We start from the raw sequence: 24707 nt of genomic DNA, 5'->3' as shown, positions 1-24707 counted from the left end.
TTTTGGGTCTCGATTTTGCTCAACCGTACATTATAATTTATTTTCATCAACCATCATCTATCTAATCTGCCCATTACCTTTTACAAACCATTTGTTGGTTACCAAATGTTGAAGGCCAATTGGGCCGCGTTGATGTAGCTTGTCAGTGCTTATGGCTAATTCGCCACCAAGACCAAATTGTCCGCCATCGGTAAAACGAGTCGATGCATTATGGTATACGGCTGCCGTATCTACAGATTGCATAAATGTATCTGCTTCTTCTTCGTTTTTGGTGATGATTGCTGCCGAATGGCCGCCACCATAGGTGTTGATGTGCTGAATTGCTTCGTCAACATCAGGTACTTGACCGATAACGATTTTATAATCTAAAAACTCTTCGTACCAAACCGATTCATCATCCATTTGTGAAGTACCTTCTAATCCCGCTAATTTAGCATCGGTTAAAATTTCAACATTATACTTTTTTAAAGACTGTACTAAAAGATTTAAGAATTCCATTTTTCGTGGTAAATCCCTTGAAATAATAACTTTGTCCGCAGCATTACAAGCCGATATTTTAGTTGTTTTAGCATTTATAATAACGTCTAAGGCCATTTGTAAATCTGCCTCATGTGAAACATAGACAAAATTATTGCCTCGACCACTAACGATTACGGGGCACTGTGCATGCTGTTTTACAAACGAAATCAATCGCTCACCACCTCTAGGCACAATTAAGTCCAATTTTTCAGTCGGCTTTTCTAAGAATTTCTGAGTCTCTTCTCTTGAAAAATTAAGATAGGTTATCCAATCTTTAGCACAATCACACGCTTCTAATGCCTTGTGCCATAGGTTTACGAGTACTAAATTTGAATTCAACGATTCTTTTCCACCTTTCAATAAAATTTTATTTCCAGATTTAAAAGCAATGCCCGCAGCTTCAATAGTTACATCAGGTCTAGATTCATAAATAATCAGTATCGTACCAAAAGGTGCGGTTTTATTACTTATTTCAAGTCCGTTATCATGTGTAAATTGAAAACGTTCTATATGTAAAGGGTCGTCAAGTGCGGCCAGTTGTTTTAAAGAATAGACCATTTCGCCTACCTTTTTTTTATTCACCTTTAATCGGTCGACCATCGCGATGTCATCAGATTCAAATGAACTCAAATCTTTATCATTGGCAGATAGTAATATTGATTCTTCTTGTCGTACCAAGTCGGCCATACGCAATAGTACAGCATTCCTTTTTTCTAAACTGAGAATTTTTTTCATGCTAAAGCAGTCTTAAGAGCTTTAAAGAAAATATCTAAATCTTGTTTTGTAATATTCAAAGCAGGTAAAATTCGTAACACCGTTTTGTCTTTGGCGCCCCCTGTAAATAGGTGATGGTCGTATATCAATTTTTTGCGTAAATCAGCTACTTGAAAATCAAACTCAAGTCCAAGCATTAATCCGCGACCTTTTACACGTTTTACTTGTGGAATTTCTTTTGCCTTTTCATTGAAGTAAAGGCCTAATTCTTCAGCATTCTTTATAAGATTTTCTTGTTCTAACACTTCAAGAACTGCTAAAGTAGCCACACAGGCCAAATGATTGCCACCAAAGGTGGTGCCGAGCATCCCGAATTTAGCACTGATACCTTCATGAATTAAAATACCACCTACAGGAAATCCATTTCCCATTCCTTTTGCAATACTTATGATATCTGGTTGTATATCGTGATGCTGAAATCCGAAGAATTTACCGCTTCTCCCAAATCCACATTGAACTTCATCTGCAATTAAAAAAACACCATTCTCTTTACAGAGTGATGCAACTTTTTGAAAAAATTCTGTGGTTGGTTCATCTAAACCTCCAACACCTTGTATCGATTCAATAATTACTGCGCAAACATTCTTTTTAACAATCTCATTTTCAAAACCTTTAATGTCATTAAGTTCTAAAAAGTTTACTTTTTGTTGTTGGTTGATAGGTGCATTAATTGAAGGATTATCCGTTGCAGCTACCACAGCCGATGTACGACCATGGAAACCGTTTTTAAATGCAATGACTTTAGATTTTCCTGTCACAAATGAAGCCATTTTAAGAGCATTCTCATTTGCCTCTGCACCAGAATTACACATAAATAAATTATAATCTTCACAACCCGATTGTCGGCCTAGTTTTTCGGCCAACTCTTCTTGAAGCGGATTTTGAACTGCATTGCTGTAAAAACCGATTTTGTCTAATTGGTCTTTTAAGCGTTTTATGTAATGAGGGTGAGAATGGCCAATAGATATAACGGCATGGCCGCCATAAAAATCTAAATAATCTTGGCCTTTATCATCAGTAACTACAATTCCTTTAGCCGAAACCGGAGTTACATTATATAATGGGTAAACGTCGAATAATTTCATAGTTCAAAAAATTCAAGTTCAAATTAGAACTAATTTGGTAAAGGTGTTTTACTTTGTTTTAAATTCTGTAATCTTATCATAAGATGCAACAATACCGCGAATTAACGATGAGCTAAGACCCTGGTGTTCCATCTCGTTTAAACCGGTAATAGTACAACCCATTGGAGTAGTTACCCTATCTATTTCTTCCTCTGGGTGATTGCCAGATTCAATAAGTAAACTAGCGGCGCCATTACAGGTGTGCATGGCTAATTCTTGTGCTTCTTGAGCATCGAAACCTAGCTGTATAGCACCTTGGGTGGTGGCGCGTATTAAACGCATCCAAAATGCGACACCACTGGCGCAAATTACTGTTGCAGCTTGCATTTGGCTTTCAGGAATTTCCATAGAATGTCCCATTCTATTAAAAATAGCTTTCGCTAAGTCAATTCGCTTTTTACCTTTCTCGTTACTACAGATACAAGTCATTGACTTACCTACCGATATAGCTGTATTGGGCATACTTCTAATAATATAATTGTCCTTGCCAATAACCCCTTCTATTTTGTCGATGCCAAAACCGGTTATGGTAGAAATAATCACATGATTTTCGTTCAATAAATCTTTTACACTTTCTAAGATTCCTGCAAAATGAACAGGTTGTACGGCAAATATTAAAATATCTGAATTCTGAATAGCCAAACGGTTATCAGTCGTTACAGTCACCTTGTTGTGTTTTTCAAAATCGAGAATAGATTTTGTATCTCTTTTGGTAAGGTACATGGTAGTAGCACCATTACTGTTTAGAATTCCGTTTGCAATTGAAAGACCTAAGTTGCCCGCACCTATAATGGCTATTTTCATAATTTTATTTGTGTTTAGTAATGAGTTCAGCGTAATAAGTACGTTTTAAGAACAACATTGAATTCATCACTTATAATTTCTAAATCCCATTCTTGGGATAATAATTAAATTTTATTTTTCATCAACCATTTTAAAATACACCAGCTTTTAAATTGAGACCTAAATCTTCTTCTAGTCCGAATATTAAATTCATGTTCTGTACTGCCTGACCCGATGCACCCTTTATTAAATTGTCAATAGCTGATGTAATTAATAGAATATCATCGTGTTTGTGTAAATGCACATGACATTGATTGGTATTCACTACTTGTTTTAAGTTGATAGGTTCCTCAGAAATTTGAGTGAATACGGCATTCTTATAAAAAGCATGATAAATTTTTTCTGCATCTGCCAACTCACCTTCAAATTTGGTATACGAAGTAGCTAAAATTCCACGAGTAAAATTCCCTCTATTCGGCATAAAAAATAAATTCCCAGAATTTTCCTGTAGGGAATGTATACTTTCATTGATTTCGCCCAAATGTTGATGGGTAAAAGGTTTGTACCAACTTACGTTATTGTTTCTCCATGAAAAATGCGAGGTTGCTGACGGACTAACACCTGCGCCAGTACTACCCGTAACGGCATTAATATGAACTTCATTCTCCAATAAATTTGCCTTCGCTAAGGGAAGCAATGCTAATTGAATAGCAGTTGCAAAACAACCCGGATTGGCAATATATTGGGCATTTTCAATTTCCTTTTTGAAAAGTTCTGGCAGACCGTAAATAAATTTCTTTCCATCAAAATCCGCATCTTTATGTAACCTAAAGTCATTACTTAAATCAATGATTTTAGTATCAGATGAAAAATCATGCTCCTTTAAAAATGCTGTAGAATTACCGTGGCCCAAACATAGGAATACAACATCTACATTCAGGTTTATATTTCCTGTAAATTCTAAATCTGTAACTCCCAATAAATCGGGGTGTGCTGTGGTTACTCTTTTACCAGCTCTTGTAGTACTGTATACAAAATCGATTTCCGTAGCCGGATGGTTTAATAGGATTCGAATAAGTTCGCCCCCCGTATAACCTGATCCGCCTATAATACCTGCTTTAATCATTTTTTTTAACTTTTTAGGTCTCGACTGCGCTAGACCGGACAGTATAATTTGTTTTCCAATCTTCTAAATATTTCCATTTACATGGTTATAAATTTTACCTGAATTGGAAAGAATTTTTATAAAGCCTTTAGCATCATCTGCAGACCAGCCTTTATTAACCTCTCCATATTTACCGAAAGCCTCGGTCATTAAATCATGTTTAGATGAAATGCCATGCAACCTAAACTGAAAAGGGTACAAGCCAACAAATACATCACCAGAAACTGTTTTTTGAGTGTCGGTCAAAAAGGTTTCTATATTTCTCATTACCGCATCTAGGTAATTGCCTTCATGCAATAGCATGCCGTAGAAATTACCTTGTTGTTCTTTTTGGTATTGTTGCCATTTGGTAAGCGTATGCTTCTCCAATAAATGATGCGCTTTTATAATTAGTAGTGCAGCAGAGGCTTCAAAACCGACTCTACCTTTAGTACCAATAATAGTGTCGCCAACGTGAATATCTCTGCCAATGGCATATTTAGATGCAATGGCTTCAACCTTTTCAATATTACTGACAGGATCGCCTTTTACGCCATTTACCGCAACCAATTCTCCCTTTTCAAAAGTTAAGGTGATATCTGCAGGATTTTTTTCTTGTAACTGGCTTGGGTATGCATTATCGGGCAAAGCCTTGTCAGAAGTTAAAGTTTCCTCACCACCAACTGAAGTTCCCCAAAGTCCTCTATTTATAGAGTATTTGGCTTTCTCCCAAGGGTAATCAACTCCATTTTCTTTCAAATAAGCTATTTCAGCTTCTCTGGCCAATTTATTATCACGAATAGGGGTGATGATTTCAATTTCTGGAGCAATGATTTGAAAAATCATATCGAAACGTACTTGGTCGTTACCAGCACCTGTACTGCCATGCGCAATATATTTGGCACCTACTTTTTTAGCGTAGTTGACAATTTCTATGGCCTGAACAATTCGCTCTGCACTTACCGAAAGAGGGTAGGTGTTGTTTTTAAGCACATTGCCGAAAATTAGGTACTTTACTACTTTTTCATAGAATGTCTGTACAGCATCGATTGAGGTATAGGAAGTCGCACCTAGTTTAAGTGCTTTTTCCTTAATTTCCTTAATTTCTTCAGCTGAAAATCCACCAGTATTTACACTTACCGCGTGTACTTCAAATCCTTTGTCTTTTGATAAATATTTTGCGCAGTAAGATGTGTCTAATCCACCGCTATAGGCTAAAACTAATTTCATTTTAATGTGTTTTTCTGTATTTGATTGTTATGGAAGTGGAATGATGATTACAAACACTCTTTTAACAATTACTTACTTTTTTCTTCTTTTTTTCTAAGGAACAAACTTTCCTTGATACTTTTTAATCTTGTAAAGGCTTTACTGTTTACTTGTTTGACTTCGTCAGTTTTTTTCTTTCCGTTAGCATCATAGAGCATACCGGTACATAAACACATTTTTTGCTCTGTACGTGTAAGTATATCAAAGTTTTTACATGTTTGACAACCTTTCCAGAATTCTGGGTCATCGGTCAGTTCTGAAAAAGTCACAGGTTTATACCCCAATTCATAGTTGATTTTCATAACCGCTAAGCCTGTGGTAATACCAAATATTTTAGCATCAGGAAATTTCTTCCTACTCAATTCAAAGATTTTGGCTTTTATGCTTTTTGCAAGACCTTGGCCTCGATAATCAGGATGGACGATAAGCCCTGAATTTGCTACAAATTTCTCATGCCCCCAGACTTCAATATAGCAGAAGCCGGCAAATTTATCTCCGTCTAAGGCCAGTATGGCATTACCGTTAGATAGTTTTCTCCGAATATATTCAGGAGTACGCTTTGCAATACCTGTTCCACGAATTTTTGCAGAATCTGCAATAGTATCACAAATATCTTGGGCGTATTTAAAATGTGATTCGTTAGCAACAATTAAGTTCATTGCCAAATAGATTTAAAAGTGTAAAAAATAATTTTGATTTTCTGTGCGGAAATGGACTCACCTAATTCCATAAATATATCTTACCCTTACGGGCGACGACGGCGAGATGTGAACGGACGCGCAAGAGCAACTGGGCTTACGGTACTATATAAAAAGTAGATTTTTTCGTTCATTACAGGGTAAATGTACAAATTATATTTATTTGACATCACCCTTGCGAAAATTTTTACAAAAACTTTACTTTTTGTTATTATGTGCAACTATTTCATAAATTAAGAAGCCATATACTGAAATATATTCAAGAGCGAGCAGCCATAAGTTTTCTTTAAAATCTGGCTGGGAATACGCAAAATAACTTAGTACGATGGCAGCAGACCATATAATGGCATAACGGTAAGAAGTAAAGATGGCGAGAAGAACTAAGAAAATACAATACCAAGGGTGCATCGTGGTCGACATGAAATAGTATATAGCCAATACCCACATCATTGAGGCAAGTACCTTATTTAAATCTTTTCTTTTAGGTAGAAATGTAAAAAGCACTACCACTGTAATAGTCAATATAGGGGTGATTTTACCATATATTTTTATGAATTCCCATGGCTTGGCATTAAATTGAACTGCCGTGCGCTTTACTATATTATAGATACTTGCATTAAACTCAAAATTTGAAAACCAAAGGCTTAAGGTTTTGGTATAATTACCAATGAACTCTGGTGTGTAGAAGGGTATAAAAAGTAGAACAGAGGTACTTCCTATGATTAAATAGAACATGATACTTTTCTTCCATCCTAAATAGGTGAAGAAGAGAGGCAAGAATAATAAGGGTACTAATTTTATAGAAATGGAACATGCCAAAATTACTGCAGCCCATTTCCATTTCTCTATAGATAAAAGAAACATAGAAGAAATAAAGAAGAATAACATGACTCCCTCAAAATGTAGGTTGCCTGTAAGTTCAATAATGACTAACGGATTTAAAAAGTACCAGAAAATTAATTGGGGCGATTTGTTGAGGTTTTTCAATAGTTTTCTTCCGAAATAGAAGATACCGAGGTCAGCTAAAATAATCGTAAATCGCATTACTACTAATGAGCCAAACATACTTTTACCGCCAATAAGGGCTGCCAAACCGAATATAAGCTGATTTAATGGTGGGTAATTACTGTAGTGTTTTGCACTTAAACTACCCATGCTTTCATAAAGCTGATTGGCATTTGGTATTATAGTCGCAATGTTTTTTATCAACTCATTGGGCGTGTGTAAGTAAGGGTTAATGGCATTGGCTACTAAGTGCCCATCCCATATAAATCGATAAAAGTCTTGTGAAAGATTGGGTTCTGTAAATAAAAATATAAACCTAAAAATAACACCTATCCCTAAGAGAAATTTGAAGTTTAGCTTTTGAAACTGAATTAATTTGAAGCAGAGAAAAAATAAAGCAAAAAATAAGGTGAGTAGTTTTATAAAGTCCGTTCGCTCTAGGTGGTACGCAAATGTAAAGTAGAAAACGAAACTTAATACCGCTAATAAAAATGAAATCTTATGTAGTTTCAAAAATGTACTTAGGGTATTGGACATCGTTGGTTTGGTTTTGAGAAAGCTCAATATAAGGTTTTAACGGAATATATACTTAGCGCTCCATCATTTTGCCTAAAAGCTCTTTCATCATCTTGGCAGCCAAATAAGCAGTCATATCTTGAAAATCACGGTCAGGGTTATATTCTACAATATCTGCACCGACCACTACCGTATCAATACTTTGAATTAAGTTGATGACCTGTCGAGATGAAAGTCCGCCTGGTTCATGATGAGATACGCCAGGCGCAAAGGCAGGGTCAAAACCATCCATATCTAAAGAGATATAAAGTGGATTTTCGAATTTAGGAATGTTGTCTAAATTTAAATTACGCATCTCATGTATTTCAACCTTGTATTTCTTTGCCTGTGCCGCTTGATGTGGATTTAAAGTTCTGATACCTACTTGAACCAATTTCACTGCAAAACCATTTTCCATAATTCGAGCAAAAGGGCAAGCATGAGAATAGGGGTCGCCTTCATAATCATGATATAAATCGGCATGCGCATCTATATGTAAAATGTCAAGTTTCGGGTACTGGTCATGATAGGCTTTTATAATAGGAAAGGTGATAGAGTGGTCACCGCCCAAAGTAAGCACTTTTGAATCTGTTGAAAGATGCTTTTTCGTGGTCGTTATAATATCAAAATAATCTTTGATGATAAAATCACCTTTGTCTGCAATGGTATCGGTATCAATAGAGATGCCATACTCATTACATAGATTCATTGAATCGCTATAAAGTGCTTTTCTAATTAAGTCTGGTGCTTTTGCTGGACCCTTTTGAAACGAAGATTTGGCATCCCAATTAATACCTTGTATTATTATATTTTTCATCTTGTTTAAATGTTTAAATGTTTGATTTTTAAAGTTTTTAAAAGTAGTTAATACATGGTATTCGGGTTTTCAGATTTTTCAGGAATCAATTGAATGGAATCTCAATGCTCACAAATTTTTTCATTTGTATCAAATCTAAAAAAACCCATGGTAACATACTGATCATTGCCAGGCCATGTTTGGTGTGTATGTAGTGCAACCAAATTCTCTTCACCTATACATCGAACAAATTCGTTGCTTTGTTATTTTCTAGATTCAAAATTATAATTATAAACGTATATATTTTCTGTACTTTGCCAGCTTTAAAATTATACAAATGATTAAACATACCGTAACGTTTAAACTAAAGTATGCAAAAGGTTCTGCGGAAGAATCAATCTTTTTGAAAGCTGCCACAGAACTCCGTTCAATACCCGGAATTAAAAATTTTGAATGTCTACGTCAAATTAGTGCGAAGAGCCATTTTGATTATGCACTTTCTATGGATTTTATTTCTATAGAAACGTACAACGAATATAACCAACATCCAGAACATACCACTTTCGTTAATACCTACTGGACTGCATTCGTTGAAGATTTTTTGGAGCTAGATTATGAATTGATGCAGTAATTGGGTATTTAACTTCATTAGTAAATTAATTGTTAAATTCAACAATTAATTATGCACTTCTTTGGCAAAGTATTTTTTGATGGCATGTGTGTAAATGTAATTATAGATTTTTATTTAAAACAAATGGGTTAAAGCAAATGTTTCATTCTCATTAAGTAACTATATATGTGTCATCTAGCACGTAATCAATTTTTTAAAGGGTACCGTTTCTTACTACGGAAAAGCTAAAAATGAGACTTGTAATTCACCTAGTTTTTTATAGCCCACTACATTCATATGAATTGGGTCACGATAATACAAATCCTTATTGTATATGTTGTAACCCCCTAAAAGAAACTGGTCAAGAACCGGAATACCATGGAGTTCACAAATCATTTTTTGCATATCAACATGCTGTACCATACCTTCTGTGTAAAATGGATCATAGGCGCCTCTATCATTAAAAGCTTTACTTGATGTAAAGAAGTATATAGTTGCATTAGGGTTTATTTCATAAATCTTTTTAATACAATAGTTAATGCCTCCAGCCTGGGTGGTTAGTTTTTCAGCATTATAATTGTCAAATTCTGTATAATCAGTATAGGAACCTACTTCTCTATTATTCGTATAATCATTTGTTGAAGCCCAAAGTATATAAATATCAAATACACCCGCTTCATCTACTTGCTGCTGCATAGATTTTCCTTGTAAAGAAGAAAAACCAGCACCTGGAACTCCATAGTTTGTAATGGTCAACCCTAAATGTTTCTCCCATAAAACTTTTGCGCTATCACTTTCCGGAATAACGGAAACAGAGCCACCAAATACGGCTACAGATTTGCCAAAATTAAAAGACGCTTTTATTGATAAGGAATCTAACGTTGTTTGTGCAAAAATACTGCCAGATAATAAAAGAAATAGAAAGGTTAAATAATTGAAATGTATCTTCATGGAACTGAATATTTTAAATGTTAAAATCAAGTTATTTGTAGGTGATGACAAATAACTTGATGTGATTAAATATAGTGCTTTATAGTGTGTTTTTGTCAGCTATCGTAATGGTTTAATCTTGGATTTATAATTCCGCCAAAAAATCTAATTCACTTTTCAGAAACCCAACTTTTGAACTTAATGTTGTGTCTTCTATGACCATAATGTTGCCAGATTGTTTGTCGTACGTATTCCAATTGGGTAGGTTGTCACCATTCGGATTTCCTGTTTTTGCAAAATTAACCCAGTAGGAGGATAGAGCGTCCTCTATTGTTTTATCCAAAGGTTGCCAATCTCGATTCCATGTATGTAGCGTATGCAGTGCATACGGTACTTCTGAGGTGTGAAAAGCACCGTAGTTTGGGAAGTTTTGTTTTTCGGGGGGTACATGGCCGAACTGATATAAATAACTTGATTGTGTATTATAATTTGCCAATAGGTGTGAAGGCACCCCCGCAAAATTTAGCATACCTAATTTACTTTTCATTTTTTTGACATCCTCATTTGTATCTGCCGGAAAAAGCGCTAAAAAAGAGGCTGCTTTATCACCATAATTTGCAATTGCTTCTTCCTTATATTTTTCAACAGTCATTTCATTTCCCCCTAGAAAATCTCCATCACCTGTTACCCAACCAGAAATTACTGGTATCTGTTGCTGTTTGCCATCTTTAAAATAAGCTAGTAAACCTTTCGGTACAACGTAGCCGTCTTCTGTAATTCCGACTCTACCTATTTCTGAATCATTGCTTATACTTTGCAATTCTTCTGCAGGTAATTGCCGCAGTTCTTCAATGGTAGTTACTTTAGCTTTTTCCATAAATCGTTGCCCTGTAGCCTCAGCCTCATTTAAGGTTTGTGCCCTATTACTCCCTAATAATCCGCCACTTTGTAAAATGGCTTTGTGAAAGATGTTTTCGGCAAGGGGAGAGGCAATTAAGGTATTTACGCTGAATGCCCCTGCAGATTGCCCAGCGATTGTTATATTATTAGGGTCGCCCCCAAATGCATTGATATTTTTTTTCACCCATTTTAGTGCTGCTATTTGGTCCATAAAACCATAATTACCCGATGCATTATTGCCAGATTCTTTGCTTAACTCAGGGTGCGCCATAAAGCCAAGTATGCCAACACGGTAGTTGATGCTTACAAATACAACACCTTTTTTAGCCAGTTCTTCACCATCATAAATATCACAATTGGCAGAGCCGCTGGTGAGTCCGCCTCCATAAATCCAAACGATAACCGGCTGTTTTTCGTTTTCTGATTTTGCGGTTGTCCAAACGTTGAGGTATAAACAATCTTCATTTATGGGTTCGGGTTTGGCGATAAATTCTTCGGTCCAACAATAGAAAGGTTCAGGTGCATTTTGAATTGGGCTCGGTCCAAACTCGGTGCATGGTAGAATACCATCCCAAGCGGCTGTAGGTTGGGGAGCTTTCCACCTTAAATCACCTATAGGTGGTGCAGCAAAGGGTATTCCTTTAAAAACACGAACTGTTTTGTCTACGTTGAAACTACCTTCAATTTTACCTGTGTCTGTTGATATAACTGTTTGCTGAGGTTGATTACACCCAAAAAGCAGGCAACATATTAGAATGAAAAGTTGTTTCATAGTCTGATTTTATTAGCTTACAAAAGCTTAGATAAAGGTGATTTAGAATAACCTTCTATTGAGCTTTCCTGTCGTTGTTCTAAGATACTACATACAGATGATTTTATCGTAAATGGAATTTAACGAACATCTTATCAATCTATAAAAAATTTCATCAAATTAAGAATGTTGTTTTATTAGGAATTCTTTAGGTGAAAGAATGGGTTTCAACAATTTGGTATATCTTTAATCTCCTTCCAAATTTATTTGGTATTAGCATTGACTAACACAACGATGACGGACTGAAATCAAACTAAACAATTATGAAAAAACTAATTACTACAGCCATTGCAACTACCTTCTCAATTGCTTTTCTACTACTATCATCTTGTAAAGAAGAAGTGAAGCCAGAAATTGACCAAACGGCGGAATTGAACAAATGGTTCGATGATAAATACGAAGAGCAATTACAAATGAGTCCGTTAGGTCTTACCGCTCAAGGACGCAAAGACCAGTATGATAAAATTGATGATTTAAGTAAGGCTGCAGAGGAGAAAGAATTGGCTTGGTATGCAGAAAGCACAAAAGAGCTAAAAGAAAAATTTGACTATGATAAACTAAATGATGCAGACAAAACTTCTTATGATTTATGGGTGTATCAATACGAAATCATGAAAGAAGGTGCAGTTTTTGAAAATATGGATTATGTGTTTGACCAAATGCGTGGCTTGCATACGCGACTTCCAAGTTACTTAATCAATTTTCATAAGGTAGATAGCCTTTCAGATATGAATGCCTATATATCTAGAATTAAGGAAACAGCCAGAGGTATAGACCAATTGATAGTAAGAGCAAAAGAGCAGGCTGCTGCCGGTATATTACCTCCAAAATTTGCTTTTCAAACCGTTATTGTCCAAACAAAGGCATTGAAAGATGGTACACCGGTATTAAATGATATGAATGGTAAAATTGATGCCCTGGTAACTTCCGAAAAAATAACTTCTGATGAAGCTGCATCCCTTAAAGAGCAGTCTGATAAGGCAATAAACGATTATTTTAAACCCGCTTATTCCAATCTATTAACTTGGTTAGAGAGTGAAGTGGATAATGCTGAAGCGACACCCACGGGCGTTAGTCGCCATGAGAATGGAAAAGATTTTTATAATTATAGATTAAAGGTTTTTACAACAACAGGATTAACTGCTGATGAGATTCATGAAATCGGATTGAAGGAGGTTGCCAGAATTAAAGGAGAGATGATGGCTATTAAAGAAAAAGTTGGGTTTAAGGGTGATTTAAATGCATTTTTCAATTTTGTAAATACCGATAAACAATTTTTCTTTCCGAATACAGATGAGGGAAGACAAGGCTATCTAGATGAGTCAACGAAGTATTTAGATGATTTGACAAAGAAGTTACCAGACTATTTCGGAATCTTACCAAAAGCAAAATTACAGGTAAAAAGAGTGGAAGCATTTCGTGAGCAAGATGGTGCACCACAACATTATTCGGCAGGTACGCCAGATGGTTCTAGGGCAGGAACGTATTATGTTCACTTATCAGATATGAATGCGATGCCAAAATCTACCATGGAAGGTGTCGCTTATCATGAAGGAAACCCTGGGCATCACATGCAAATTTCTATTGCCCAAGAGTTAGAATCGGTACCTAAGTTTAGGACACAAGCAGGTTTTAGTGTTTACAGCGAAGGTTGGGGATTATATTCAGAAGCATTGGCAAAAGAAATGGGCGGTTACCAAAATCCGTATTACGATTTTGGTCGTTTAGTGAACGAAATTTGGAGAGCTATTCGATTGGTAGTCGATACAGGAATACATGCTAAAGGATGGACAGAAGCTGATGCCATTAAATACTTCACCGAAAACTCCTCTATTTCTCAAGGTGCTATTAAGGCAGAAGTGCAACGTTATATGGTAATGCCAGGTCAAGCAACTTCGTATAAAATAGGAATGCTTAAGATTCAAGAATTACGCAAAATGGCCGAAACAGAATTGGGCAATAAGTTTGATATTAAAGGATTTCATGATATTATTCTAGGTGGCGGTGCCTTGCCATTAGAATTATTAGAACGTAAAGTAAAAGCTTGGATAAGCATACAGAAGTAAATAATAACTTTTTAAACCAAAGTGCAGTAAGGTATATTTATCTTGCTGCACTTTGTATTTAAGGTAGTTTGAGCAACTCAAATAAGTTCATGTGACGAAAAAAGAAAATGAAGCGAAAAACTTAAAGAAGCCATGGCCAACTAAAGATGCTATGGAGCAGGTGTATGTTATGCAACTTTGGGGGAAAAATGATTCTGTTTTTTATTCTGGCGATGGGTCACATTATCCTGAAATTGTGAACCCTTATATCGACGTTGTAGCCTTCTTTTTAACCTCCTTTGAAAGACCTATAACCGTTTGCGACTTAGGGTGTGGAGATTTTAACATTGGCAAAGAGCTAGTAAAGTATTCGGCGAAATATGTTGCTGTAGATATTGTAGAAGACCTAATAGAATATAACAAGAAAAAATATAAACAGGAAAATCTAGAGTTTCAATGTTTAGATATTGCTGTCAATGATTTGCCAACTGCCGATTGTGTGTTATTGAGACAGGTATTACAACACTTGTCGAATGCAGAGATTGAAAGTATTGTACTTAAGCTAACTGCTTTTGAATATGTAATACTAACAGAACATTTACCCGAAGGTGATTTTATACCTAATATAGATATTATTTCAGGACAGGGAATTCGGCTAAAAAAGCAAAGCGGAGTTAACCTTTTGGCTTCGCCATTTAATTTGAAAGCTAAAGAGGTAAAACAATTATTATGTTTCAATTTAGAAAAAAATAAAGGAGTCATTGTCACTACGATGTACCGACTTTTTTAATCGCGTATGTATAATCTAGCGAATTTTTAGAAAAACAAATTAGTCTATCTGATAAATGTCATATTATTAATAGTAACCGTTGCCTAGTTTTGAATGTAAAATAAAAATAAAATTACATGAGCAAGGTAGAGATAAACCAAGGAGAGATAAAAGTGAAGTTTAATGAGTCAAGTTCGGGTAAATTATCATTTGCTGAATTAGGAATTAAAGATGAAGATGTAAATGTTGATGGTGGTTTACTTCGTTTAGTTTTTGATTTTGAAGCAATAGATGATTTCAAGTATTATCAAACCCCAACGATAGAATTATTTTACGAAGAAAATATGGCTGAAACTCATTGGATATGTGAGTTTAATGGAAAAACAGTTTTAGATAAATTGGATAATCATGGTCACTCAACTATTTTGTTATTGAACAGAAAGGTTTTAAATAATCTAGAACAACATCATGAGAATACATTAATTGTACATGCTGAATTTCCCCAACCAGCGAACTTAAATCTTAAGGAATCTTACGTGCATTTTTTTAAATAAGATTAAAAAGGGAAGATTGCTCAAGATAATTGAGCTACGAACAGTACTGAAACTAACTAACATTTGCTTTCAACCTAATATTTCGTGAACTTTATTGCCTGCCTTCTCAAAAGGCAGGCATTTTTTTGAGATAGTTATATGCTGGATTATGTCAAAGTTATGCGCAGTGCGTAAGCAAGGAAACTTTTCATTTTCGTCTGCCTTCCGATAGGCAGGTCTGAGGAGGTGACAAAACTTATCGACCGCTCGAATGTACCTTTTATGGTACGGGCAGGTTTTAATTTATTTTTTCTATTCTAAAGCTAAATCCAAAAGATATTGCTGATTTGATAAACCTACAGGCAGGCAGATATACACTGACCTTGGTGAAAAAACTAGGAGTCTGTATTAAGTATACAACATCGGAGTTAGTAATCTAGTGACTTTATAGTGTTTAACAAAAAAACATAAAGCAGAATAAAGTTACTATAGGTTTAGGAACTTTATTCTGCTTTTTAAATATTAAAATTCGATTAGTTCATAAGGTCTTTACAACCTGCATCAAGGGTGATGTATTGCAATTGCTGGGGTTCTTTTTAAAATAGAAGCTATTAAAAAAACAATTTTTATTTCAAGAATAATCCTACGCCTAATTCTGAACCTATAGACCCAGGTTTTAGATGAAGATAATTTTTACTGGTAGGATTTTTATCCAATTCAACAGCACCTTTTTTCTTGATAATGACATCATTTTTATAAATTAATTTTGATGTATCTGCAGGCTCGCCGTATCCAAATGCGCCACCATTTTTATTCAACAATTCATTATAACCAAGTACAATTGAATTTGATAGATTATAGGTCATCTGCTCGTTTTTGCCAATTTCCCAAAATACATTCGTATTGGATACAACATTATTATAATATTTAAAATCTGAGGCTACTGTCCAAGCCCAAACAGCACCACCGTAATTATTAACTATCAAATTATGATGCATAGAACAACCTACTGCAGGTTCATTTGTTTGCCAAAATACAACTGCATCTTTCACTCCATAAAAAACACAATGGTCTACCTCTATTCCGTGACCACTAGCAAGGATTGATAGGTGATTCGGTATAGCATGAATATCGCCTAAAAAAAGACATTGTGTTATTCTTAAATCAGTCAAGTCCATACCTTCACGAACTATCGGGTAATTTCTTTTAACATATCCTTCTTTGGGGGTTTCATGAACAGGGGTTCCTAAAATACGCAAACCTTGAATGGTTACATGGCTTGTTTCAATTTGAAGTCCGTAAGAGGCTCCATGTAAAGGGTCATCATTGCCATATGGTTTGAAGTTTAAAGGCATTGTTGAAATAATAACTGGCATCTTGCCTTGATCCCAACTAACACTATCTGGCAAAATTTCTGCTCTAATAGTCAAACGGTTTTCTTTTGTAAAGTGCCAGTTTGCAGGATGAAAAGTTACAGTCTTGTCCAAACCATGTATACCTTCTGATAGATATATAGTTATTGACCCTTTTCCGTTTGCGTGATTTATGCGTTGCGCAGCTTCATAAACCGATTTGATAGGATGATCTTTAGTGCCTTTATTTAAATTATCTCCAAATTCAGGATTTACAAAGATTTCCCCATCCTTTGGTATTGAATTTAATTGAGCTGTTGCAACACATCCCCAAGAGATAAATAAAATAATGAGTAGTGTTCTAATAGGTTTATACATGGTTTCTGGATTTTTTTGAATACTCGATTTGAAAATATTTTTTTCAAAGGTATTCAACATTTCCACCTTGTTTCATTGACATTTGTCAAGAAGTCAAGAAGACTTGGGGTATTGATTAATCAACAATCTTTGCTCGAAGGCGGCTAAGTGTTTCTGGGGATACCCCTAAATGCGAGGCTATCATATATTGAGGTACTCTTTGAATTATACTTGGGTATGAAGTGTTGAAATTTTTATACCGTTCTTCTAGAGATAAACTAATCAAATCAGATGTTCTGCTTAGGCTTGCCATGTAGGCGTTAGTCATTAAAATTCTCATGTAAGATTCAAAGGCTGGTATGGTTTCAATTAATTGATCATGGGCTGTTTTGCTAATCATGGTGAGTTCACAATCCTCTAAGGCATCAATATAGAATCTTGCAGGTTGTTGCTTCATAAAACTGTTTAAATCTCCCGCAGTCCACCCTTCAAGCCCAAAAAATATCACATGCTCAAATCCACTTTCATCCTTCAAATACGTTCTTAATACCCCCTTTTCGATGAATACGATGTGATTGCAAATTTCATCGGCACCTAGCAGAAATTGGCCTTTCTTAATTTCTTTGCTTTTAAGATTTTCACCGATAGCCGTTTTTTCATCATTGCTCAATGCAACTTTTTCCTTAAAGTTTTTAAAGAATAATTTAAACATGTCTTACTCTTGGCTTATTTGATTATTAGTATCATTTTTTTTCATATTCTAAATGCCAAATTTATTAATTTGGACACCTTTACAAAGGGCATAACCTTTTTATTTAGCACTTGCTAGCTATATGTAATGCAATGTATTAGTGGAGGTTTTTTACTTCTTCAATTTCACTTTCTATTCTTTTATTAATATCGACTTTAGCATTTGTAAAAACAAAGAGCATTGTTTTATATTCTCTTGCATATTGATTGGTTATTGAATCTGCCAAAGATGCTGATTCAAAATATGGACTAGTTTGGTTAAACTCGTTATCTTTCTCTTTATAATTCTTAATCCTTATGAGGTTAATATATTGTTGTTCAAGATTAAACCAGTTAATATAATCTGCATTAAAAGAAACCGCTTTTAAACCTTCTTTAGTATAATAATTTATCGCTCCGGCTTGTCCATAATTATCACAAAGTATAAGTGTTTGGCTTGCGTTGGGTATTTTAATATAAATGGAATCTACTTTTTTTGCTAATTCTTTCCACCCAAGCATATCTGCATAATCTTGTGGTAGCAAATGGTCTTTACCATCTTCCCAACGAAGTAGTCCCAGCTTTTTATATTTATCAGAATGCTCAATTATATATTCCGGACTTTTATTTGGGAATGCAATATTGAACATTGGAATAAAAATTAATATGGGAATTGAGATAGCTAGTGGTTGTAAATATTTTTTCCATCCATCCTTTAAAACATGGGCTAGAAATACTGAGCCAAATGAAATATAGATAGGATAGAGACCTATTGCGTAATAGTCTTTAGCTTTAAAAAAAATAAAAACGATTAGTGTGCAAAAAAATGCCCAAAAGAAAGGTCTATATGTTTTGAAAGGTTTGTAGAATAGTAGCGCATATAAAGCTGAAATGATTACGAATAGAGAACCAACGAAAAACAGTAATTGTGATTTTAAAAAATCAATCCTGTCCACATTTACCAATTGTGTATCAGCTAACTCATTTAAATGATGAATAATAGGAAAATTATTATTGTATTGCCATAAAAGGTTAGGCGCAATTAGAAATAATCCTAAAAGCATAGCTTCGTATAATTTCTTTTGACCGAAAACCTTACGTTGTTGGCTCATTAGAATTGCGGGTGTCAATCCCAAAAGCAAAAAAACGATATTGTACTTGTTTAAAAATCCCAGAGCAAATACAAAGGCTGCCACAAAAAGCCATTTTAATTTTTCAGTGTTGAAATATTTAATAATAATGAAGTAAAATAGGGTCCAGCTTAAAACGTCAAAAGAATTAGGCTGATATAAGGTGTTAAGGCTTAAAAGGGAAGAGAATAAAACACAGGTTGCTCCTAAAACTAATGCAAATAAATTACCTTTTAATTCCTCAATTGCTTTCCAAACTGTAAGAATGGTCAAAGCGCCAAACAAAGCCGGAAAGAACTTAATCCAAAAAACTGAATTTCCTAAAAGGTAAATAATTTTCGAAATCCAAGAAGTGAATGGTGGAACAGATAAATATCCCCAAGCCAAATGATGACCTAAATCAAGATGAAGATACTCGTCTCGTTGTAAGTCATATTCAGGGCTTATTAAGGTATATTGTAGTAAAAATTTTAAAATTATAAAACCAACTAAAATTAGTCCCTTCTTTGTCATTGAATTCTGAAGTTTTGTTAATTTATCGAAAACATGATTGTGCATGGTTAAGTACCTAATTTAGCAAAATGAACTAACTATAAGAATTTTCAAAGGAAATTTAAGTTAAGCTGGAATCAAGTAATGAATTATTCATGGTATTCTACGCAGCTTTTTATTTCATCTAATGTTATTTCCAGTTTTCCATTACGTATGCCTGCGAATTAGGCAAGAGAAAGCATTAAATGACTTCCGGAATATAATACTATATTCTCTAGTTATGTATTCTGATTTTTTTTCAGATTCTTTGTTTAAAAAGTTCACCGAAAATAGACCTTCTCCAACAACTTCGACTAAGTCGGCTCCTGTGAAGGCTCTATAAATGGTATATAAAAGTGTAATACTCCCTAAAATAGTTAACAATAGCTTTGTCCTTTGCTCATATTTGACTTATTAAATAGTTGATGAAATAGCTTTTTTAAAAATTACTCAGAATGGTTTTGTGCATTTAAATACATGGTTGATTTTCCGCCAAGTAAAATCAGGCGCATAAACTTGAGTACACTTTAAGACTTGACAAAAAGTGAGCATTAATTATGACACATTGTTAGCAATAGTTTTATGAATTTAACCTAGAGTAAAAGTGTAAGTTTTTATCGATTATAAATGCTATATCAAAACGCCTTGTAATACTTTAAAATAAATTTAATTATTATGTACTTTCGACCTGTCTAAAGGCAAAAACTATGGAAGGTGATAAGATGCTCGATTATATTAAAGATGTACTAAAAAATATGCCAATTGGCTGGTTGAATCTAACAACACATCGATTAGATATTTATGATGAAAAATTGGCTAAAGTTGAATTTTTAGATCAGTTTGAAATCTTAGCAAATGATAACAACTCTAATTTATCGGCACTCAGTGAATTGCCTACGGCTTTCGACTATATCCGCCTGGGTCATCCATTGTCTTGTATATTAGAATGGGCAATTGCTAAATTAAACGACCTATCACCAGAACAGGTAATAAGTTTTTTGTCAAAGACAAGTCCTATTTTGGCAATTTTAAGAAAGAATTTATTAGACAATAGAAACACTCAAATCGCTTATGCCGGTGAACTACCCAGTTCTTTTGATATTGAAGTTTTAAGAACTATTTATGGGTATACGTTTGAACTAAAGAAGGTCGATAAAGCATCGGACATATTAGAATTTGATGGTAGTACAATTTTCGTATCACAACAAAATGAAATTTCTAATGTTGACCGTAACCCAAATATTGACTTTTATATAAATCTTCATGATGCTTTTGGGAGTGTTCTTTTGGTTAACGGAGTACAGAATAACAACTATATTTCAGACATTCAACACGTAAGAAGAAGAGAGACCGTTGCAATGACACCAGCCAATTGTCTTGGTGCCTTGAAGTCTTTAATAAAACAACCTGCTTCTGATACTCCTAAAACGAATGTAACTGAGAATAAAGCTACTGTGTTAGATTCCATAAAAGAGGTTAGTGGAGCCAATACAACCCCACTTGTTGCGTCAAGCGGACTATCGGTTCAATATGCTATTTTAATGGGGCTAGTGCACAATGCAAAAGAAAATCATAAAGGAAAGGCAATCAAAATTGTTGTTCCTCCTAATTGTTATGGCGGAACTAACGATCAAGCAAGGCGTGTAGCTGCCTGTAGTGATGCTATTGAAATAGTCGATTTACCAGTTGATGGTGACAATGATATGGTTCAAAGTATTGCTATTGTTTTAGATAAAATTGCTAATGAAGATGCCATCCCTTATATCATCGCTGAAATTCCAACAAATCCTAGGGTTGAAGTTCCAGATCTTCATAAATTAATAGATGTTTTAAGTGCAAAACGAAAAACTGCAAGTGGTAATGAGGCTATAGATCCAGTTTTTATCTTAGACCAAACGTTTTGTCCTAATGTTAACTTTTTAGGTGAAGCCGATATACTTTCAACAGTTAGGACTATTTCATTTGCTAGTGGGTCAAAATTCCCGAGCGGCGGTAAATGCACAGCAGGCTATTGTGTAGCCAATAAAAAAGGCGAAACCTTAATGGATAAAATAGCGTTGCATTTAAGACTTTGCGATAATGAAGCTACAGACCTGCAAATGGAAATATTGGCAAAGCAAATGCCATCGATGAAACAAAGAATTTATGAAGCTTATTTGAATACACTTGAGTTTGTAAACTTTATTAAGGATACTTTACCAGCTGCCAAAATCAATTTTGTTTCAGAAGAATTGGCAAAAGAAGGCTTTACGCCATCTGTTTTTTCATTAGATCTCCCCACGAAAGGAGATTCCGCTGAAGAAAGAGAAACTTATAAAAGAGAGCTCAATCATAAATTGATTCATCTGATGATTAGTGAAATTCCTAATGAGAGCAAATACTGTGTAAGCTATGGTCAGTTAAATGGCTGTTATTGGACAATACCTGCAACATCTACTCAAGGGACCACGAAAGAAGATGACAAGGATTATATAGCTCGTGTGTCACTTTCTCCAAATATGGATGTTGAACTTCATAAGAAAGTCTTTTTGAAGTTTGTGGAAAGTATGTAAAGGCTATTATAGGAAATATTAGTCTATATAGCCTTGCTTACGCATCCAATCATCATTGTACATTTTACCTATGTAACGACTTCCGTGATCATGGAACAATACTACGACCACATCGTCTTTTGTAAAATGCTCTTTTAGTTGCAACACGCCTTTAATTGCAGATCCAGCAGAATTACCCAAGAACATACCTTCTTCTTTGGCTAAACGTTGCGTATAAACCGCTCCATCTTTATCGGTTACCTTGGTAAAACCATCGATGATGCTGAAATCAACATTTTTGGGTAAGATATCTTCACCTATACCCTCGGTTACATATGGGTAAATTTCCTTTTTATCAAAAATTCCTGTTTCATGGTATTTTTTAAAAACACTTCCGTAGGTATCAATTCCCCAAATTTTAATGTTCGAATTTTGTTCTTTTAAATACTTCCCTACGCCCGAAATTGTTCCTCCTGTTCCCACTCCAACAACAAAATGTGTGATTTTTCCGTCGGTTTGTTTCCAGATTTCTGGTCCGGTACTTTCGTAATGTGCTTTCGCATTACTGGGGTTGTCATACTGGTTTACGTACCAACTATTTGGTGTTTCTTCAGCCAATCGTTTAGAAACCGAATAATAAGATCTTGGATCTTCAGGCACTACTGCTGTTGGGCAAACAATGACTTGTGCGCCTACCGCTTTTAAAATATCGCACTTTTCTTTTGATTGTTTGTCAGCTAAAACAAAAATGCATTTATATCCTTTTACAATCGCTGCTAATGCCAGTCCCATGCCTGTGTTTCCCGAAGTTCCTTCAATAATGGTTCCGCCAGGTTTTAGTCTTCCATCTGCTTCTGCATCTTCAATCATTTTTAACGCCATACGATCCTTAACCGAGTTGCCAGGATTAAAAGTTTCGTACTTAGCTAATACTAAACAAGGTAACTCTTCCGTAAGCTTATTGATTTTAATAAGAGGCGTATTACCAATTGTTTCTAGTATATTTTTTGCGTATTCCATAGCTGCTTTTAATGTGCATCAAAAATATAAAACTAGATTGACTCAATGCTATTATTGTTGCAGATACATCAATAATTGTTGTGCTTTTATATGTAGGTCTTAGATGAAGTAAAAACTAAAGTTGGTGATAGCCTTTAAGAATGTAGCGTTTTCCTAATGATGAATTTATACATTAAAAACTTGTTTTTTGACGTCTAAGCTAAGCGTAGTGTGGATGTAAGGAAACTTTTCGTTTCCGTCTGCGCACGAAGCTAAAGCTTATTGTTTAGTTTTATTTTTTCTTGTCCAAAGCTAAATCCATAAGATTTAGCGACATTATAAATATGCACAGACCTTTCGGTTTTGCCCTAAAGTCCGCATTACGTTTAGCATTGATGAAAAAGCAGTAAGTCGAGTATCTTTAAAATGAACTAAAAATTAAAGATATGATTACTCAAATTACTGCTATACCGAAGTTATATATTGGCATCGACATACACAAACGAAGTTGGAAGGTACATTGTGCAACAGATTTGTTTGCAGGTAAGTCTTTCAGTATGTCTGCAGATCCAAAGCAATTACAAACTTATGTTTCCAAACATTTTCGGGAGTATGAAGTAACAACTGCATACGAAGCAGGTTGCTGTGGTTATCATGCACACCGATGTTTTGAAGGTTATGGTTGGCGAAGTTTAGTTGTGAACCCGGCAGATATTCATCGCAAGGGTAAAGAGAAGCATACAAAGACAGATAAGATAGATGCGCAGTTAATTGCTAGAGAACTTAAAGATGGTCGTTTAGAGAGTATCATAATACCAAATAAGAAACGAGAAGAGCTTCGCAGTCTGTTTAGACGAAGAAATGATTTGGTTAAAGATTTTAGAAGAGTAAAGAGTTATATCAAGATGCAATTATTGTATTTCGGTATTAAAGAGCCAGAGGAGTTCGATAATGACCATTGGAGTCATAAATACAGAAATTGGTTAGATGATATGGTTTTTGAATACCCAACGGCGAAGTCTACTTTAGATAGTCGACTGCGTTTCTTTCGTTTCGTAGATCAAGAGCTACGTGATGTCTCTACTGAGCTAAGGAGGTACTGTAAAACGCATTACAAGAAAGATTATATGCTGCTAAGAAGTATACCCGGTATAGGTGGCATAGTAGCCTGTGGTATATTATGTGAACTAGGAGATTTAAGACGTTTCAACAACATTAAACATTTGGCAGGCTATGTTGGTCTGGCACCAAGTATATACCAAAGTGGAAATAGTCAAAGGACAATGGGAATGACTCCACGGGCAAACCGTTTATTGAGAAGCTATTTTGTGGAAGCATCATGGCAAGCAATACGAGCAGACCCAGTTATGCAGGCTTACTATCGTAAACATCAAGGGAAGAACGTAAAAAGTATCATTGTCAAAGTAGCAAGAAAGTTACTTAGTAGAACCTTAGCCGTAATTAAAACGGAAGTGCCTTATACCATAGGTGTAATTGAATAATAAAATACGAATTCAAAGAAATAGGAATCATAACAAAGCTCTAAAAAAGTAGTAAGAACTGTATCACAAAACAAAACCCGTGACCTGTATTGTTCAGGATCACATTTTTAGCAAGTGACCGGTTCTATTATAATTTATAATCATACAAATGCCGGTGACGTTTCAGGTTTCGAACCGATCACATATAGGAGTGCGAGCAAGTTATATTAAAAGAAAAAAAGGTGGTTTAAAGTAAAAAAGAAAATATTAATTAACTTTAAAGAACTGGACGAAGGCTTTTCATAGGAGGTTTTGTTGGCAACAGTTATTTT

At 34.9% G+C, this 24707-nt stretch carries 20 protein-coding genes and 1 pseudogene; 6 read left to right on the top strand and 15 right to left on the bottom strand.

Annotated elements, in window-relative coordinates; translation table 11 throughout:
• Nucleotides 1–57: 57 nt before the first annotated feature.
• From B5X55_RS02950 to B5X55_RS19325, 9 genes and pseudogenes are all read right to left on the bottom strand, one after another.
• A complete protein-coding gene (locus tag B5X55_RS02950) occupies nucleotides 58–1254 on the bottom strand; it encodes a glutamate-5-semialdehyde dehydrogenase (RefSeq protein ID WP_079511119.1) in 1197 nt (398 codons plus the stop codon).
• Nucleotides 1251–2378, bottom strand: a complete 1128-nt coding sequence (locus B5X55_RS02945) for an aspartate aminotransferase family protein (protein WP_079511118.1) — start codon at nucleotides 2376–2378, stop codon at nucleotides 1251–1253. The genes B5X55_RS02950 and B5X55_RS02945 overlap by 4 nt, the downstream gene beginning before the upstream one ends.
• Nucleotides 2379–2426: 48 nt before the next feature.
• Nucleotides 2427–3221, bottom strand: a complete 795-nt coding sequence (gene proC / locus B5X55_RS02940) for a pyrroline-5-carboxylate reductase (protein ID WP_079511117.1) — start codon at nucleotides 3219–3221, stop codon at nucleotides 2427–2429.
• Nucleotides 3222–3351: 130 nt separating this feature from the next.
• On the bottom strand, nucleotides 3352–4326 hold the full coding sequence (argC, locus tag B5X55_RS02935) for an N-acetyl-gamma-glutamyl-phosphate reductase (protein ID WP_079511116.1): 975 nt from the start codon (nucleotides 4324–4326) through the stop codon (nucleotides 3352–3354).
• Nucleotides 4327–4389: 63 nt separating this feature from the next.
• On the bottom strand, nucleotides 4390–5574 hold the full coding sequence (argG, locus tag B5X55_RS02930) for an argininosuccinate synthase (protein ID WP_079511115.1): 1185 nt from the start codon (nucleotides 5572–5574) through the stop codon (nucleotides 4390–4392).
• Between the two features lie 68 nt (nucleotides 5575–5642).
• Nucleotides 5643–6272 carry a GNAT family N-acetyltransferase gene (locus B5X55_RS02925; RefSeq protein ID WP_079511114.1) on the bottom strand — a complete coding sequence of 210 codons (630 nt, stop codon included), beginning with the start codon at nucleotides 6270–6272 and terminating at the stop codon, nucleotides 5643–5645.
• A gap of 237 nt (nucleotides 6273–6509) precedes the next feature.
• On the bottom strand, nucleotides 6510–7853 hold the full coding sequence (locus B5X55_RS02920) for an MptA/MptB family glycosyltransferase (RefSeq protein ID WP_079511113.1): 1344 nt from the start codon (nucleotides 7851–7853) through the stop codon (nucleotides 6510–6512).
• A gap of 52 nt (nucleotides 7854–7905) precedes the next feature.
• Nucleotides 7906–8688, bottom strand: coding sequence for an agmatinase (speB, locus tag B5X55_RS02915; protein ID WP_079511112.1), 783 nt, complete (start codon nucleotides 8686–8688; stop codon nucleotides 7906–7908).
• A gap of 101 nt (nucleotides 8689–8789) precedes the next feature.
• Nucleotides 8790–8930 (bottom strand): annotated as a pseudogene (locus tag B5X55_RS19325) (nuclear transport factor 2 family protein); the annotation flags it as partial.
• Between the two features lie 74 nt (nucleotides 8931–9004).
• Between B5X55_RS19325 and B5X55_RS02910 the strand changes: the two are divergent.
• The gene (locus tag B5X55_RS02910; protein WP_079511111.1) at nucleotides 9005–9298 is read left to right on the top strand and encodes a Dabb family protein; all 294 of its coding nucleotides are present in this window, start codon (nucleotides 9005–9007) and stop codon (nucleotides 9296–9298) included.
• A gap of 213 nt (nucleotides 9299–9511) precedes the next feature.
• Here the strand turns inward: B5X55_RS02910 and B5X55_RS02905 are convergent, their stop codons facing one another.
• Nucleotides 9512–10228, bottom strand: a complete 717-nt coding sequence (locus tag B5X55_RS02905) for an SGNH/GDSL hydrolase family protein (RefSeq protein WP_079511110.1) — start codon at nucleotides 10226–10228, stop codon at nucleotides 9512–9514.
• 124 nt (nucleotides 10229–10352) lie between these two features.
• A complete protein-coding gene (locus tag B5X55_RS02900; protein ID WP_079511109.1) occupies nucleotides 10353–11879 on the bottom strand; it encodes a carboxylesterase/lipase family protein in 1527 nt (508 codons plus the stop codon).
• A gap of 302 nt (nucleotides 11880–12181) precedes the next feature.
• Between B5X55_RS02900 and B5X55_RS02895 the strand changes: the two genes are divergently transcribed.
• From B5X55_RS02895 to B5X55_RS02885, 3 genes are all read left to right on the top strand, one after another.
• Nucleotides 12182–13984: a DUF885 domain-containing protein gene (locus tag B5X55_RS02895; protein WP_079511108.1), complete on the top strand. Its 1803-nt coding sequence runs from the start codon at nucleotides 12182–12184 to the stop codon at nucleotides 13982–13984.
• Nucleotides 13985–14075: 91 nt separating this feature from the next.
• Entirely contained in the window at nucleotides 14076–14753 is a 678-nt protein-coding gene (locus B5X55_RS02890) for a class I SAM-dependent methyltransferase (protein WP_079511107.1), read from the top strand.
• A gap of 116 nt (nucleotides 14754–14869) precedes the next feature.
• Complete coding sequence (locus tag B5X55_RS02885; protein ID WP_079511106.1) at nucleotides 14870–15286, top strand: hypothetical protein; 417 nt, start codon at nucleotides 14870–14872, stop codon at nucleotides 15284–15286.
• Nucleotides 15287–15891: 605 nt separating this feature from the next.
• Here B5X55_RS02885 and B5X55_RS02880 read toward each other — a convergent pair.
• The 3 genes from B5X55_RS02880 to B5X55_RS02870 all read right to left on the bottom strand — a co-directional run bounded on the left by B5X55_RS02880 (nucleotide 15892) and on the right by B5X55_RS02870 (nucleotide 19346).
• Nucleotides 15892–17055: a hypothetical protein gene (locus B5X55_RS02880; protein ID WP_079511105.1), complete on the bottom strand. Its 1164-nt coding sequence runs from the start codon at nucleotides 17053–17055 to the stop codon at nucleotides 15892–15894.
• 55 nt (nucleotides 17056–17110) lie between these two features.
• Entirely contained in the window at nucleotides 17111–17686 is a 576-nt protein-coding gene (locus B5X55_RS02875; protein ID WP_079511104.1) for a Crp/Fnr family transcriptional regulator, read from the bottom strand.
• Between the two features lie 136 nt (nucleotides 17687–17822).
• The gene (locus B5X55_RS02870) at nucleotides 17823–19346 is read right to left on the bottom strand and encodes a glycosyltransferase family 39 protein (protein ID WP_079511582.1); all 1524 of its coding nucleotides are present in this window, start codon (nucleotides 19344–19346) and stop codon (nucleotides 17823–17825) included.
• Nucleotides 19347–20071: 725 nt separating this feature from the next.
• Between B5X55_RS02870 and B5X55_RS02865 the strand changes: the two genes are divergently transcribed.
• Nucleotides 20072–21916 (top strand): PLP-dependent transferase, encoded by a 1845-nt coding sequence (locus tag B5X55_RS02865; protein WP_079511103.1) that lies wholly within the window; start codon nucleotides 20072–20074, stop codon nucleotides 21914–21916.
• Between the two features lie 18 nt (nucleotides 21917–21934).
• On the opposite strand, the gene B5X55_RS02860 is transcribed toward B5X55_RS02865, so the two are convergent.
• Nucleotides 21935–22915: a PLP-dependent cysteine synthase family protein gene (locus B5X55_RS02860; RefSeq protein ID WP_079511102.1), complete on the bottom strand. Its 981-nt coding sequence runs from the start codon at nucleotides 22913–22915 to the stop codon at nucleotides 21935–21937.
• Nucleotides 22916–23340: 425 nt separating this feature from the next.
• Between B5X55_RS02860 and B5X55_RS02855 the strand changes: the two genes are divergently transcribed.
• On the top strand, nucleotides 23341–24396 hold the full coding sequence (locus B5X55_RS02855) for an IS110 family RNA-guided transposase (RefSeq protein WP_079511101.1): 1056 nt from the start codon (nucleotides 23341–23343) through the stop codon (nucleotides 24394–24396).
• The last annotated feature ends 311 nt before the right edge of the window (nucleotides 24397–24707 follow it).

The organism is Maribacter arcticus (genome assembly GCF_900167935.1).
Lineage (GTDB): Bacteria > Bacteroidota > Bacteroidia > Flavobacteriales > Flavobacteriaceae > Maribacter > Maribacter arcticus.
This window is presented reverse-complemented; position numbering and strand designations above follow the sequence as displayed.